Annotated in this window: 16 protein-coding genes; 14 read left to right on the top strand and 2 right to left on the bottom strand. The window is 33.7% G+C overall.

All coding sequences use genetic code 11. From position 1 onward, the window contains the following. Positions 1–73 precede the first annotated feature (73 nt). From rsgA to BJG89_RS08810, 3 genes are read left to right on the top strand one after another with little or no spacing between them, the layout of a single operon-like run. Positions 74–949, top strand: a complete 876-nt coding sequence (rsgA, locus tag BJG89_RS08820) for a ribosome small subunit-dependent GTPase A (protein WP_096810160.1) — start codon at positions 74–76, stop codon at positions 947–949. Continuing rightward, positions 950–1,594, top strand: a complete 645-nt coding sequence (gene rpe, locus BJG89_RS08815) for a ribulose-phosphate 3-epimerase (protein ID WP_096810153.1) — start codon at positions 950–952, stop codon at positions 1,592–1,594. A gap of 5 nt (positions 1,595–1,599) precedes the next feature. After that, positions 1,600–2,235 (top strand): thiamine diphosphokinase, encoded by a 636-nt coding sequence (locus BJG89_RS08810; RefSeq protein WP_096810149.1) that lies wholly within the window; start codon positions 1,600–1,602, stop codon positions 2,233–2,235. An 80-nt stretch (positions 2,236–2,315) separates the two neighbouring features. On the opposite strand, the gene rpmB is transcribed toward BJG89_RS08810, so the two are convergent. Beyond that, entirely contained in the window at positions 2,316–2,504 is a 189-nt protein-coding gene (gene rpmB / locus BJG89_RS08805) for a 50S ribosomal protein L28 (RefSeq protein WP_002483503.1), read from the bottom strand. Between the two features lie 236 nt (positions 2,505–2,740). Here rpmB and BJG89_RS08800 point away from each other — a divergent pair, with 236 nt between their 5' ends. The 5 genes from BJG89_RS08800 to recG all read left to right on the top strand — a co-directional run bounded on the left by BJG89_RS08800 (position 2,741) and on the right by recG (position 8,747). Beyond that, a complete protein-coding gene (locus tag BJG89_RS08800; protein WP_096810143.1) occupies positions 2,741–3,112 on the top strand; it encodes an Asp23/Gls24 family envelope stress response protein in 372 nt (123 codons plus the stop codon). 14 nt (positions 3,113–3,126) lie between these two features. Beyond that, positions 3,127–4,785, top strand: coding sequence for a fatty acid kinase catalytic subunit FakA (fakA, locus tag BJG89_RS08795; RefSeq protein WP_096810139.1), 1,659 nt, complete (start codon positions 3,127–3,129; stop codon positions 4,783–4,785). A gap of 366 nt (positions 4,786–5,151) precedes the next feature. Next, on the top strand, positions 5,152–5,817 hold the full coding sequence (sdaAB, locus tag BJG89_RS08785; RefSeq protein WP_096810131.1) for an L-serine ammonia-lyase, iron-sulfur-dependent subunit beta: 666 nt from the start codon (positions 5,152–5,154) through the stop codon (positions 5,815–5,817). Positions 5,818–5,830: 13 nt separating this feature from the next. Then, positions 5,831–6,700 carry an L-serine ammonia-lyase, iron-sulfur-dependent, subunit alpha gene (gene sdaAA / locus BJG89_RS08780; RefSeq protein ID WP_096810130.1) on the top strand — a complete coding sequence of 290 codons (870 nt, stop codon included), beginning with the start codon at positions 5,831–5,833 and terminating at the stop codon, positions 6,698–6,700. Position 6,701: 1 nt separating this feature from the next. Continuing rightward, the gene (recG, locus tag BJG89_RS08775; protein ID WP_096810129.1) at positions 6,702–8,747 is read left to right on the top strand and encodes an ATP-dependent DNA helicase RecG; all 2,046 of its coding nucleotides are present in this window, start codon (positions 6,702–6,704) and stop codon (positions 8,745–8,747) included. 103 nt (positions 8,748–8,850) lie between these two features. Here recG and BJG89_RS08770 read toward each other — a convergent pair whose 3' ends face one another. Next, positions 8,851–10,410, bottom strand: coding sequence for a M4 family metallopeptidase (locus BJG89_RS08770; RefSeq protein WP_096810128.1), 1,560 nt, complete (start codon positions 10,408–10,410; stop codon positions 8,851–8,853). A 300-nt stretch (positions 10,411–10,710) separates the two neighbouring features. On the opposite strand from BJG89_RS08770, the gene fapR reads away from it, so the two are divergent. The 6 genes from fapR to rnc all read left to right on the top strand — a co-directional run bounded on the left by fapR (position 10,711) and on the right by rnc (position 15,409). After that, on the top strand, positions 10,711–11,280 hold the full coding sequence (fapR, locus tag BJG89_RS08765; protein ID WP_096810127.1) for a transcription factor FapR: 570 nt from the start codon (positions 10,711–10,713) through the stop codon (positions 11,278–11,280). Beyond that, positions 11,273–12,259, top strand: a complete 987-nt coding sequence (plsX, locus tag BJG89_RS08760) for a phosphate acyltransferase PlsX (protein ID WP_096810126.1) — start codon at positions 11,273–11,275, stop codon at positions 12,257–12,259. Before fapR ends, plsX begins: the two co-directional genes overlap by 8 nt. Next, complete coding sequence (fabD, locus tag BJG89_RS08755; protein ID WP_096810125.1) at positions 12,252–13,178, top strand: ACP S-malonyltransferase; 927 nt, start codon at positions 12,252–12,254, stop codon at positions 13,176–13,178. Before plsX ends, fabD begins: the two co-directional genes overlap by 8 nt. Beyond that, positions 13,171–13,908: a 3-oxoacyl-[acyl-carrier-protein] reductase gene (gene fabG / locus BJG89_RS08750; RefSeq protein ID WP_096810124.1), complete on the top strand. Its 738-nt coding sequence runs from the start codon at positions 13,171–13,173 to the stop codon at positions 13,906–13,908. The genes fabD and fabG overlap by 8 nt, the downstream gene beginning before the upstream one ends. Before the next feature lie 240 nt (positions 13,909–14,148). After that, complete coding sequence (locus BJG89_RS08745) at positions 14,149–14,382, top strand: acyl carrier protein (protein ID WP_019467939.1); 234 nt, start codon at positions 14,149–14,151, stop codon at positions 14,380–14,382. A gap of 310 nt (positions 14,383–14,692) precedes the next feature. Further along, positions 14,693–15,409: a ribonuclease III gene (gene rnc / locus BJG89_RS08740; protein ID WP_411756582.1), complete on the top strand. Its 717-nt coding sequence runs from the start codon at positions 14,693–14,695 to the stop codon at positions 15,407–15,409. Positions 15,410–15,649: the final 240 nt, after the last annotated feature.

Below are 15,649 nucleotides of genomic sequence, written 5' to 3'. Positions count from 1 at the left end.
TTAAATCGTATTTAAATTAAAAGGCCTTTGATATAATATAAAAAGTAAAGCTTAAAAAAGAAGGGGTGCCTAAGTGAAAACAGGACGCATCATAAAATCGTTAAGTGGCGTTTACCGCGTAGACGTCAGTGGAGAAATGTACGATACCAAACCACGTGGTTTATTTAGAAAAAATAAAATCTCTCCTATTGTTGGTGATGTAGTAGATTTCGATGTTGAAAATATAACAGAAGGTTATATCCAACATATTCATGAACGAAAGAATGAATTGAAAAGACCACCAGTCAGTAATGTAGACCATCTCATATTAGTGGTGAGTGCAGTAGAGCCTGATTTTTCGACTCAGTTATTAGATAGGTTTTTAGTTATTGCTCATTCTTATCATATGAGACCACGTATTTTAGTAACGAAGCGAGATATCACATCAGCTAAAATGGAAGATAATATTTTAGAATTATTAAAAGTATATGAAGATATGGGATACAAAACACAATTTATTAGCATTGATGAGGATATTAATCAAGTTTTTACACAATGGGGCGACGGTCTTGCTGTATTAAGCGGTCAATCAGGCGTTGGGAAATCAACATTATTAAACAAATACTTCCCAAATTTGAATATCGAAACACAACATATATCTAAAGCTTTAAATAGAGGTAAACACACGACAAGACATGTAGAATTATTTGAACGAAACAATGGCTATATAGCCGATACGCCAGGATTTAGTGCATTAGATTTTAATCATATTCAAAAAGAAGAAGTAAAACATTATTTTATGGAAATCAATACATATGGTGAACAATGTAAATTTAGAGATTGTAATCATATCAATGAACCCAAATGTAATGTGAAGCATGAATTAGAAAATGGTAATATAGCGCAGTTTAGATATGAACATTATTTACAAATTTTCAATGAAATTTCAAATAGAAAGGAAAGATATTAAGTGGCAAAATTATATCCTTCATTATTATCAGCAAATTTTTTACAGCTACAAGAAGAATTAAAAGCTTTAGAAAAAGCGGGCGTGGATGGCGTGCACTTTGACGTGATGGATGGACAATTTGTTCCAAATATTTCAATTGGTTTACCTATATTAGAAGCTGTAAGAAAAGGTACGCGTTTGCCAATAGATGTACATTTAATGATAGAAGAACCAGAAAAATATGTAGAACTTTTTGCAGAGCAGGGCGCAGATATGATTTCTGTACATGTTGAAGCGACACCGCATATTCATAGAGTAATTCAACAAATAAAAAATGCAAATGTGCAAGCGGGCGTAGTGATTAATCCAGGTACGCCCGTAGAGTCCATTGCGCCTGTGTTGAAAATGGTAGATTATGTACTCGTAATGACAGTTAACCCTGGTTTTGGAGGACAATCGTTTATTCAAGAAAGCTTAGACAAACTTGATCAACTTTCGAACATCAAAAAAGAACTTGATTTAACATTTGAGGTCGAAGTAGACGGTGGTATTAATGATGAAACCGTTAAATCTGTAATAGAACATGGCGCAACAATGCTGGTTGCAGGTTCCTATTTCTTCAAACAAGATGATTATCAATCAGCGACTCAGATATTGAAAGGTTGAAATCGATGAAAGTCAATTTATTATGTGGTAAACGAAATTTGCCCAAAAATATTTTACAAAAAAAAGAAGACGAAGATTGGATAGGTATTGACCGAGGTGCATTAAATTTAATCGAATCAGGTATTATACCAACATTTGCAGTTGGCGATTTTGATTCAATCACGAAAGAGGAAAAAGCTTATTTATCAGATAAGCTCACGATTAATCCTTACGCTTCTGAAAAAGACGATACTGATTTAGCGCTAGGTATCGGCCAAGCAATTGATTGTGGTTATAATGAGATTGATATATATGGTGCAACAGGCGGCCGTTTAGATCATTTTATGGGCGCTTTACAAATACTAGAAAAACCAGCCTATGCACAACAACAAATTACCATTAAAATAATCGATCACCAAAATGAAATTTCATATTTATCTACAGGTGAGCATCATATTGAACGAGATATTAATTACCCGTATATATCATTTATACCTATAATGTATCCTACAATGATTTCATTAACCAACTTTAAATATGAATTGAAGCATGCGTCCCTACAATTAGGATCAACCTTAACCATATCTAATGAGCTGATTAAGGCACAAGGGATTGTATCAATTACTAAGGGTAGTGTGCTAATGATAAAAAGTAAAGATTAATATGAAAAAAGTCATTTTAAAGAAATAAAAAAAGACCAATCCTCCACATAAGGATTGGTCTTTTTCGTGCATTATATTTATTAAACTCTAGTTACTTTACCAGATTTTAAAGCACGTGCAGAAACCCAAACTTTTTTAGGTTTTCCGTCTACAAGAATTCTAACTTTTTGAAGGTTAGCATTCCATCTTCTTTTCGAAGAATTTAAAGCGTGTGAACGATTGTTTCCAGTTGAAGCTTTACGACCTGTTACGAAACATTGTTTGCCCATGAAAGTACCTCCTTTAATAAATATAAATACACGTATCTACTACATACCTGAATAATGTACCACATATAAAAGGATATGGCAATAAAATGAAAAAAATTTCTTTACAATGCTTATGCTTTTGTTACACTCATTTTATGGTATAATTCTAAACTGTGGATAAATATTGTGTTTTTTAAATTTAAAAACGATAAGTATCAAAGCTAAAATAAGAACCATAAACTAGGAGGCCCAATAAAATGACATTAGAAATCACAAATGATTATGGTAGTATTGATATTTCGAACGAAGTAATAGCTTCAGTGGTTGGTAGTAAAGCAGTAGAATGTTATGGCATTGTTGGTATGGCTTCTAGACAACAAGTGAGAGATGGCATTGCTGAAATATTAGGCTATGAAAATTATGCAAAAGGCATTGTTGTCAGAGAAGAAAATGGCGTGTTAGATGTTGATATGTATATTATTGTCAGTTATGGTACTAAAATATCAGAAGTAGCAAGCAATGTTCAGTCAACAGTGAAATATACATTAGAACAAACATTAAAAGTAAAAATAAATTCAATTAATATATTTATACAAGGTGTGCGAGTGGATAATGGCACGAAAAACTAGGAGGACATAACGTAATGGTTAGCAAAATAAATGGTAAATTATTTGCCGAAATGATAATTCAAGGGGCACAAAATTTATCTAATCATGCAGATTTAGTAGATTCATTAAATGTATATCCAGTACCAGATGGAGATACAGGGACAAATATGAATTTAACAATGACATCTGGTAGAGAAGCAGTAGAAGAGAATTTGTCACAACATATAGGTGAACTAGGCAAAACATTCTCCAAAGGTCTGTTAATGGGAGCGAGAGGCAATTCTGGTGTTATTTTATCGCAGTTATTTAGAGGATTCAGTAAAAATTTAGAAGAGTATAATGAAATTAATACACAACAACTAGCAGACAGTTTTAAGGCTGGCGTTGAAACAGCATATAAAGCAATTATGAAACCAGTAGAAGGTACAATCTTAACAGTGGCTAGAGATGCAGCAGATGCAGGTCTAGAAAAAGCCCCAGAAACAGAAGATTGTATTGAATTAGTGACTTATATTATAGAGCAAGCTAAAATTTCTCTAGAAAATACGCCTAATTTATTACCAGTATTAAAAGAAGTTGGTGTAGTAGATAGTGGTGGTAAAGGGTTAGTAGTAGTATATGAAGGCTTTCTTAAAGCTTTAAAAGGAGAAACAATAAGTGCAGAAACACAAAAATTAGATACAGATACTTTAGTGAACGAAGCGCATGATTTCCATGGCGTTATCAATACGGAAGATATTATTTATGGATATTGTACAGAAATGATGGTCCGTTTTGGTAAAAATAAAAAATTCTTTGATGAAAATACTTTTAGAGAAGATATGAGTCAATACGGTGATTCATTATTAGTGATTAATGATGATGAAATTGTAAAAGTTCACGTACATACTGAAAAACCTGGAGATGTGTTTAATTACGGACAACAATATGGTGAATTAATTAAATTAAAAGTTGAAAATATGCGCGAACAACACCGAGAAGTTGTTAAAAAAGAACAAAAAGGACAAAATGTTGATTCAAATCAAGATATGACAACAGTAGATACTGCAGTTATCGCTATTTCTATGGGTGAAGGTATATCAGAGTTGTTTAAATCGATGGGCGCTACGCATATCATCAGTGGCGGACAGACAATGAATCCATCTACAGAAGACATTGTCAAAGTAATTGAGCAATCTCAGTGTAAACGTGCAATTATCTTGCCAAATAATAAAAATATTATGATGGCAAGTGAACAAGCTGCGACGATAGTTGAAGCAGAAGCAGTTGTGATTCCAACCAAATCGATACCTCAAGGTATTGTTGCACTATTTAACTTTGATGTAGCAGATACGTTGACAAACAATAAAAAGCGAATGATTGAATCATTAGAAGTAGTCACGTCAGGCTCTGTTACATATGCTGTAAGAGACACAAAAGTGGACGGCGTTGAGATTAAAAAAGATGCATTTATGGGCTTGGTCGAAGATAAAATTATTACAAGTAATGAGGATCAGATTGAAACAGTTAAAAACTTATTAGCAGAAATGATAACGGATGAAAGTGAAATTATCACTATGATTGTTGGAGAAGATGCGCATGCTGATATCACTTCAAGCGTTGAATCGTGGATTGAAGCGACATATCCTGATATAGAAATAGACCAACATCAAGGTAATCAACCCGTTTACCAATATCTGTTTTCAGTTGAATAGCTTTAAGTGAGTCGATAAAAATAACATTTTAATCCATATACGTAATTAGATAATCATATCTAGTTGCGTATATTTTTCTTTTTGCAATACATTGTTGTCATATTTAACCTATCTTGTTGAAAAAAGTGTATAATAAATCGGTGCATTTCATTTGAAAAATTCGCTAGTAAAGATAAATGATTTTGAAACTTTACTTATATATAATTTTTGTTCAAAATGGTGTGCCATTTTGGGTAATATTAAATTAAAAGCAGCACAACCAGAATTAGTTTATTATGTTAAGTTAACTTGTTATAATAATATAGATGCCATAAAATGTAAGCGCAACACTTTAGAACAATTAAAAATAAGGGCGGGGTATAATTTATGAAATATAAAACAGTTTTCGATATCATTGGACCGACAATGGTTGGTCCATCATCGTCACATACAGCGGGTGCAGTTAGGATTGGATTAGTGGCTAGAGACTTATTCAATGAAACACCAAAACAAGTTGATATATACCTTTATGGTTCATTTATGGAAACATATAAAGGCCACGGTACCGATGTTGCTCTTGTTGGTGGTCTATTAGGTTATGATACAGATGACGATCGAATCCAAAAAAGCATAGAAACTGCTGAGGACATTGGAATGAAAGTTAATTTTATTGAAATGACAGAAGAACGTTCTCATCCCAATACTGCTATGATTAATATGCGAGATGGAGATAAAGAAATTTCTGTAGAAGGCGTATCTATCGGTGGTGGCAAAATAGAAGTTGTCGCGATTAATGGATTTAGTATTGCAATTAGTGGCAATTACCCAGCACTTTTAGTATTCCATAAAGATACATTTGGCACGATTGGTCGCGTAGCTAATATATTAGGTGATTCGAGTATCAATGTGGGGAGTATGCAAGTTTCAAGAAAAGAAAAAGGTGACCAAGCCTTGATGACTTGTGAATTAGACGATGCTATAAATGATGAAATAATAGAAAAAATTAAAAACGTCGATGGTGTAGTGACAGTCTCACTCATGGGCGACGCTTAATGGAGGGATATCAATGTTTAAAAGCGTGAAAGAGCTTATTGAAAAATGTGAGGCAGAAAATAAAAAAATCTATGAAGTGATGCTAGAGCAAGAAATGGAAGTTACAGGATTATCAGAAGATGAAATATATGCACATATGGATAAAAACTTACAAACGATGGAAAATGCTTTAGATGAAGGATTAGAAGGTGTAACATCCACGACTGGTTTAACTGGTGGGGATGCGGTATTAATTAAAGCATACTTAAAAACAGGAAAATCTTTAGCAGGGCCTACATTATTAGATGCTGTTAGTAAGGCAGTGGCAACAAATGAAGTCAATGCTGCAATGGGTAAAATTTGTGCTACACCAACGGCTGGTTCTGCAGGTGTGGTTCCAGGTGTTTTATTTGGATTAAAACCCCGTCTTGAGCCTACACGTAAAGATATGTTGAACTTCTTACTTAGCTCTGGCGCCTTTGGATTTGTAGTTGCAAATAATGCTTCTATTTCAGGCGCAGCTGGAGGTTGTCAGGCGGAAGTGGGTTCTGCAGCTGCCATGGCAGCAGGTGCAACTGTTGAACTAGCAGGTGGCACACCTCAACAATCTTCTGAAGCTTTTGCAATTTGTTTGAAAAATATGCTAGGTTTAGTATGTGATCCAGTAGCAGGTTTAGTAGAAGTACCATGTGTTAAAAGAAATGCTGCTGGCGCGTCTAATGCTATTGTATCAGCAGATATGGCGTTAGCAGGTGTAACTTCTAGAATACCTACGGATGAAGTTATTGAAGCAATGTATAAGATTGGTCAAACAATGCCTTCTGCATTACGTGAAACTGGGCGTGGCGGCTTAGCAGGCACACCAACAGGGCAGCGTTTAAAACAAGAAATATTTGGTGATTAAAATGTCAAAAGTCAATTTAATAGAAAGTCCATTTCCTTTAGCTGAAATAAAAGGTTTAGGTCCAAAACGCTTATCGGTATTAAATGAATTAAATATTTATACAGTAGAGGATTTAATCTTATATTTACCAACGCGTTATGAAGATAATACTGTAGTTGACTTAAATGAGGCAGAAGATCAAGCGATGGTGACAGTTGTTGGGGAAGTTTATTCCACACCTACTGTCGCTTTTTTTGGTAGAAACAAATCTAAGCTAACTGTCCATTTAATGGTTAATAATATTGCTGTAAAATGCGTATTCTTCAATCAACCTTATTTAAAAAAGAAAATTGAGCTACATCAAACGATTACAATTAAAGGGAAATGGAATAGAAACAAACAAGAAATTAATGGGAACCGAATGTTCTTTAACCAACAAGTCATAGAGGGTGCGCAATTTGAACCTGTTTACCGCATTAAAGAAGGTATTAAACAAAAACCGCTTCGCGATATGATTCGTCAAGTGTTAGATCATGTGACTATCCATGAGTGGCTGTCTAAAACATTAAGACAGAAATATAAACTTGAAACGCTTGAAGATACAATTAAAACATTGCATATGGCACCTGACAAGAAATCATTGTTAAGGGCAAGAAGAACATATGCGTTTATAGAATTATTTATGTTCGAATTAAGAATGCAATGGTTAAATCGACTCGAGAAAACATCGGATGAAGCAATTGAAATTGATTATGATATTCATTTAGTTAAAAATTTTATAGAAGATTTACCTTTTGAATTGACTGATGCCCAGAAACAAAGTGTAAATGAAATCTTTAGAGATTTAAAAGCTCCGCTTCGTATGCATCGGCTTTTACAAGGGGACGTAGGTTCAGGCAAAACAGTAGTAGCTGCTATTTGTATGTATGCATTAAAAACAGCTGGTTATCAATCTGCATTGATGGTACCTACTGAAATCCTTGCAGAGCAACATGCTGAAAGTTTAGCTGAAATATTTGGTGATCGAATGAACATTGCCTTATTAACAGGTTCAGTTAAAGGTAAAAAAAGGAAATTATTATTGGAACAACTCGAAAACAATGAAATAGATTGTATCATTGGGACACATGCGTTAATACAAGACGATGTTGTATTTAACAACGTTGGGCTTGTAATTACAGATGAACAACATCGATTTGGCGTTAACCAACGTCAACTATTGAGAGAAAAAGGCGCTATGACTAACGTATTATTTATGACTGCAACGCCTATTCCTAGAACTTTAGCAATCTCTGTATTTGGAGAAATGGATGTTTCATCAATTAAGCAATTACCGAAAGGAAGAAAACCTATTATTACGTCTTGGTCTAAGCATGAGGCGTATGAAAGTGTCTTGCACCAAATGACCGTTGAATTGCACAAAGGTAGACAAGCTTATGTGATATGCCCCTTAATAGAGAGTTCCGAACATTTGGAAGACGTACAAAATGTCGTGGCATTATTTGAATCTATGCAAGCTTATTATGGTTCAAATAAAGTAGGCTTACTTCATGGTAAATTAACTTCTGAAGAAAAAGATCATGTGATGCAACAGTTTAGTAATCATGAGATTGATATTTTAGTTTCTACTACAGTCGTTGAAGTTGGCGTTAATGTACCAAATGCAACATTTATGATGATCTACGATGCAGATCGTTTTGGGTTATCAACGTTGCATCAGTTAAGAGGTCGTGTTGGACGAAGTGAACAACAAAGTTATTGTGTATTAATTGCTTCACCAAAGACTGAAACAGGTATTGAACGCATGAATATAATGACACAAACTACAGATGGTTTTGAGTTAAGTGAGCGTGACTTAGAAATGAGAGGTCCTGGTGATTTCTTTGGTGTTAAACAAAGTGGGTTGCCAGATTTCTTGGTAGCGAATGTAGTAGAAGATTATAAAATGCTAGAAGTAGCTAGAGATGAAGCAGCAGAACTTATTCAGTCAGGTACATTTTTTGAACCTGAATATGAACGACTTAGAACATTTGTCGAGAATAATTTGCTATATACGAGTTTTGATTAAGCGTTCAATGCGCATGTAGTAAGTTCATATATTTCAAACAGCAGTGTAGAAACGCTTTAAAAGTGCTACACTGCTGTTTATTATTTAATGAAAATATATTCAGTTATTTAACGCCGACATCATTCCAAGCTTGTTCAATTGCTTTTGATTCGTTACCATTCTTGCCATATAGTTCATTGGCAGCTTGTTTTAATGCTATTTTTGCATCTGTAAATTCAGCATTTGATGATAGATATTGCGTTAATGCTAAGTAGTAAATTTGTTCTGCTTTATCTTTGCCAATAGATTGGATTGTAAGATACGCAGCTTTATTTGGAATGCCACTATTAATATGTACGCCCCCGTTATCATCAGTTCCAGTATAAAATTGATTCATGTGTGCTGGTTGATCATATTTTTCTGGATTTTGTAAGCTTCTTAAAGCATCTCCATCTTGATTCGGTGTATAAACATCTTCGCCCATTAGCCAGTTATCTGGATCGATGAAATAGCCAAATACGTCTGAAAATGATTCATTTAAAGCGCCTGATTGATTTGTGTACTCTAAATTAGCAGTTTCTTCTGTTACGGCATGTGTTAATTCGTGCCCTACGATATCTTTAGCCCCTGATAGTGGATTAAATGTTTTACCATCACCATCGCCATAAATCATATATTGTCCAGTCCATGCAGCGTTATTATAATTTTTATCATAATGTACGACAGAGTTAATATTTGCGCCTTTATTGTCATAGCTTTCTCTATCGTATTTGTCTAAATAATAATCATAAACTTCGTTTGCATAAAAATGTGCGTCGACGCCTGCGCGTTGAATATCTTTGTCAAAATTATTTGAATCATGGGTGATTGGTGAAAACTGATCTGTAGTTTCATTCGCTGTTTTGGTTTCGATATGAGTATCTTTGCTTGTGTCGTTTAATGAATATTGTCCGTTGTCATTGCTTAAGTAAAGTGGAGATTTTTTATCACCATTAACGCCTGTGCCAGAACCTTCTGCTGTTGCATGTTTTATTAGGTTTTGTTTTTTTATAATCTCTCCGGTGCTCGCATCGACTTGTATCTTCCAACGCGCGGCTTTAGGAGATAAATAATTTAATTCGATATTATGTATCAATTTGCCTTTTTCACTATTAATATCTAGTTGATTTTGAGTTACAATTTTATAACCTTTTAGATTTTTAACTTCATTTTTTTGTTTACCAATTGCTTGAAAAGCTAAATTTTCAGCTTTGGATGGTGATATGTTAGCTTTGTTTTTAATGTCAATGTGCTGTCTATGGATATGCCCATTTATAAGTGAGACGTTGCCTTGTTGATTCACATGTACTTTAATGGTGCTATCGTTCGCTAATATATTATTGATTTTTGGTTTTAACTCATAATGTGAAGCGCCAGTGGTGTCAACGTTTTTATTGATTACTTTGTATTGTTTAAACGCATTTTTATTGATTGATTCATTTTTAGTTTTCTGGTTTCGATTAATGATAGATGAGGCGTTATTTTGTAAGTAATTTTCTACATCAGTATGGTTAGAAATATGTGTTGAGTCTGATGATTCCAATTGTTCTGGCACCACACTATTTGTTTCTTTTGCAAAACTAAAGGCCGAAGTAGATGTGAATAATGTAGCAGAGAGTAGCGTGCTTGTTATTGCTTTTTTCATTGTTCTTAACCCCTTTGTTATAAAATGAATAATCAATTATTTCTAATGAAATTATTTAATATATAAAATACATCTTTTTTAATTAAACATTATATTTTTATTTAATTTAACATAAAAACTTTGTGGTTTGTATGTTATTTTTGAAATTATTAAAATAAAGCTTGAAATGAAAGAACTGAGAATTGAGTAAATAGAATGATAAAAAGTAGTACGTTTTTAGTTGAGCAATTGAAATAGAAAGTGTTATGATATGTTAGGAATGTTTAAGACTTGGTACTAAAAATAGGGAGATAGAATACTATGAAGTTAAAAAAACAGGAACGTCGTGAGGCAATTAAAAAAGAAATAGAAAAAAACCCCTTTATTACGGATCTTGATTTGAGTATTCTTTTTTCGGTCAGTATTCAAACAATTAGATTGGATCGTACATACTTAAATATTCCCGAGTTAAGAAAAAGAATTAAATCTGTTGCTAGAAAAAATCACGAAAGTATTCGATCTATTGATGGAAGTGAAATCATAGGTGATGTGATCAACGTAGAACCAGATCATCAAGCGATCTCTCTTATTAATATTGATGAAGATTCAGTATTTACTAGAAATGAGATTGCTAGAGGGCATGTATTATTTGCTCAAGCTAATTCACTATGTGTGGCACTTATACATAAACCAGTTGTGTTAACTAAAGAAAGTAACGTTACATTTTTAAAACAAGTTAAGTTAAATGATACAGTACGTGCAGAAGCAAAGGCTGTTGAAATAACAGATAAATATTTCATGATAAAAGTATGTTCGTACGTCAAAGATACTTTGGTATTTAAGGGTACTTTTAAAATGTATTATACAAGTGAGGATGAACAAAATGGTTAAAATAGCTATCGACATGATGGGTGGCGATGATGCGCCTGGCATCGTTCTTGAAGCTGTTGAAAAAGCGGTCAAAGATTTTAAAGATTTAGAAATAATATTATTCGGTGACCAAAATAAATGTGACATTAACCACGGACGCGTGGAAGTGCGTCACTGTACAGAAGCGATAACAATGGAAGACGAACCTGTTAGAGCAATCAAAAGAAAAAAAGATAGTTCAATGGTGCGTATGGCAGAAGCGGTGAAATCTGGTGAAGCGGACGGTTGTGTTTCAGCAGGAAACACGGGCGCTTTAATGTCTGCTGGATTATTTATCGTAGGTAGAATAAAAGGTGTTGAAAGACCAGCATTAGTATTAACTTTACCAACTGTTTCAGGTAAAGGTTTCGTATTTATGGATGTAGGCGCAAATGCTGATGCAAAAGCAGAGCATTTATTACAATATGCACAATTAGGTAATATTTATGCACAAAAAATCCGAAATATTGAACAACCTTCTGTTGCATTACTTAATATTGGTACAGAAGCAGCAAAAGGAAATACATTAACTAAAAAAGCATATCACTTAATGGAAGAACAACAAGGTTTTCATTTTTCTGGAAATGTTGAAGCTAAAGCATTAATGGATGATGCTGCAGACGTAGTTGTAACAGATGGTTATACTGGAAATATGATTCTAAAAAATCTAGAAGGTGTAGCAAAATCTATAGGAAAAATGCTTAAATCTACGCTTTTGAGTAGTTTTAAAAACAAATTAGCAGCGCTTGTGTTGCGTAAAGATTTGAATGATTTAACTTCGAAAATGGATTATGCCGAGTATGGCGGTTCAGTATTGTTAGGGTTAAATGGTATTGTCGTGAAAGCGCATGGTAGTTCAAATGCAAAAGCATTTTATTCAGCGATTCGTCAAGCTAAAGTTGCTGGAGAATTAAACATTGTAAATACAATGAGAGAAACGGTGGGGACAGAAAATGGGTAAAACAGCAATTATTTTCCCAGGACAAGGATCACAAAAAGTTGGTATGGCTAACGACTTATTTAACAATGATGAAAAAGCTACGTCTATTCTTAATGAAGCTCAAGCGCAAATGGACTTTGATATTCTAGAAACTATGTTTGAAGATGTTGAAGACAAATTAGGCCAAACTGAAAATACACAACCTGCTTTATTAACTCACAGTATAGCATTATTAAACGCGTTAGAGCACGTTGATGTAGATTATACGATGGGACATAGCTTAGGAGAATATGCAAGCTTAGTAGCAAGTGGTGTATTGAATTTTGAAGATGCGGTGAAAATTGTTCGCAAACGTGGGCAACTCATGGCAGCTGCTTTTCCAGATGGTGTAGGTAGTATGGCAGCTGTGTTGGGTCTCGACTACAATGAGGTGGATGAAATTTGTAAAGAACTTTCGACAGATGATGAAATCATTGAACCAGCGAATATAAATGCGCCTGGACAAATTGTTGTTTCAGGCCATAAAACATTGATAGATAAACTTGCTGCTGAAGGGAAGTCCATGGGTGCTAAACGCGTGATGACTTTAGCAGTATCTGGTCCTTTCCATTCATCAATGATGCAAGTGATTGAAGCAGACTTTGCCAACTATATTGAACAATTTGAATGGCGTGATGCATCATTTCCAGTCGTTCAAAATGTAAACGCTAAAGGTGAAACGAATGCTAAAACAATTAAAGATAATATGATTAAACAATTGTATTCTCCAGTTCAATTTATAGATTCAACAAAATGGTTAATCGACCAAGGCGTTGATCATTTTATCGAAATTGGGCCTGGTAAAGTACTTTCAGGTTTAATTAAAAAGCTAAGTAAAGATGTAAAACTTACTTCAATTCAAACATTAGAAGATGTAAAAGGGTGGAATGAAAATGACTAAAAATGCATTAGTAACTGGAGCATCTAGAGGTATCGGCCGTAGTATAGCAGTTGAATTAGCTGAGGAAGGCTACAATGTTGTTGTTAATTACGCTGGGAATAAAGCAAAAGCAGATGCTGTGGTAGAAGAAATCAAAGCAAAAGGTGTAGAAAGTTTTGCGATTCAAGCTAACGTTGCAAATGGTGATGAAGTAAAAGCAATGATTAAAGAAGTTGTTAGTCAGTTTGGTACAGTGGATGTACTTGTTAATAATGCTGGTATAACAAGAGATAATTTATTAATGCGCATGAAAGAAAGTGAATGGGATGACGTTATTGATACTAATTTAAAAGGCGTATTTAATTGTATCCAAAAAGTAACGCCACAAATGTTAAGACAAAAAAGCGGATCAATTATCAATTTATCCAGCGTAGTTGGTGCAGTAGGAAATCCTGGACAAGCTAATTATGTAGCGACAAAAGCAGGTGTGATTGGCTTAACAAAATCAGCAGCCAAAGAACTTGCTTCAAGAAATATTACAGTGAATGCTGTCGCGCCAGGATTTATCGTATCTGATATGACTGATGCGTTAAGTGAAGATCTTAAAGATCAAATGCTTGAACAAATTCCATTATCAAGATTCGGAGAGGATAAAGATATCGCTAATACTGTGTCATTTTTAGCATCAGATAAAGCGAAATATATCACTGGTCAAACGATACACGTTAACGGTGGCATGTTTATGGAATAATATGCCAGACGACGTGAAAATCATTTTTGTATCACTTGAAGTGACTTGAAAATGTATGGCATGCTCTAAGGTATATGATGCATTCAATACTCATTTTTAATTGAAAAGCATCTAAAAAATTGTGGTTCAATAAATTATATTTATAACAACCCCATTTCATTAAATACTACTTGTATTTCGATTGATAACATGGGAAAATATAAAAGTCTATTATAGACTTTTTAAAGGAGGTGAATCGACGTGGAAAACTTCGACAAAGTAAAAGATATCATCGTTGACCGCTTAGGTGTTGACGCTGAAAAAGTAACTCAAGATGCTTCATTTAAAGATGATTTGGGCGCTGACTCACTTGATATTGCTGAATTAGTTATGGAATTAGAAGATGAATTTGGTACTGAAATTCCAGATGAAGAAGCAGAAAAAATCAACACTGTTGGTGATGCAGTTAACTTTATCAATAGTATGGAAAAATAATGAGCAAATATCTGAGTCGTGGATTTTACGGCTCAGATTTTTTATTTTAAAAAGAATTTAGTAAAAATTTGTTGTTTTTGAAACGTTGTCACCTATTTCTGTATGATTTAGAGGTTAGCATAGGAAGTTTAGGCAAAATTGCTTACTAGAAAATATAACACCTGTTGGGCTTTTTATTTATGGATAAAATAGCGCATCATTAACAGTTTTTCCTTTAGTTTTATAATAAATTCACGTAAAATGTAAATGCATAAGTACAATCAAAATTAAGATTGACTGAGGAGGAAATGTATTGGCGAATCATAAAAAAATGGAAATGGTTAAAGCATTCCAAGAAAAATTTTCTAAAAAAATGCAAGAATTAGGTTTACCCTTTGATAAGGTGGATTTATACCAACAAGCCTTTTCACATTCGAGCTTCATTAATGATTTTAATATGAATCGATTAGAACATAATGAACGTTTAGAGTTTTTAGGAGACGCGGTATTAGAATTGACGGTTTCACGCTATTTGTTTGATAAATATCCAGAGTTGCCTGAAGGTAATTTAACGAAAATGCGTGCGACAATTGTTTGTGAGCCCTCACTTGTAATATTCGCAAATAAAATTGAATTGCATGACCTAATCTTATTGGGTAAAGGGGAAGAAAAAACAGGAGGCAGAACAAGACCCTCTCTTGTATCAGATGCCTTTGAAGCATTTGTAGGTGCACTATATTTAGACCAAGGATTAACGTCGGTGTGGAAATTTGCAGAGAATGTTATATTCCCATTTGTAGAAGAAGATGAGTTAGATGGCGTCGTTGATTTTAAAACGCAGTTCCAAGAGTTTGTGCATCGACAAAATAAAGGTGATGTAACTTATCGTTTAGTAAATGAGGAAGGACCAGCACATCACCGTTTATTTACTTCTGAAGTTATTTTAGAAAACAAGCCTGTAGCATTAGGCAAAGGCAAAACGAAAAAAGAATCAGAACAACAAGCTGCAGAAAGTGCTTATAAACTTCTGAAAAATAAAGAATTATAATAACAAATAGTAAAGCATTGTGTGAACTATACAACATTAATGCAAACTTTCATAATATATGATAAATAAAATTTAATTAAACATTAGTAAAAATAAACGAATGTATAAGTATTTCTAAAAGACGAATCATAATGAACTTGTTATAAATACTGGAATATAATATTAAATTATAACTGTACAATAGATGTTGAGATTTAAGCGTATTTGTACCAAATTTATTGACACGTTAATTATGCGAGG

Origin of the sequence: Staphylococcus nepalensis, from assembly GCF_002442935.1 — a bacterium.
GTDB lineage: Bacteria > Bacillota > Bacilli > Staphylococcales > Staphylococcaceae > Staphylococcus > Staphylococcus nepalensis.
Note: the sequence above shows the minus strand (reverse complement) of the source record. Positions and strands in the feature narration are given on the sequence as shown.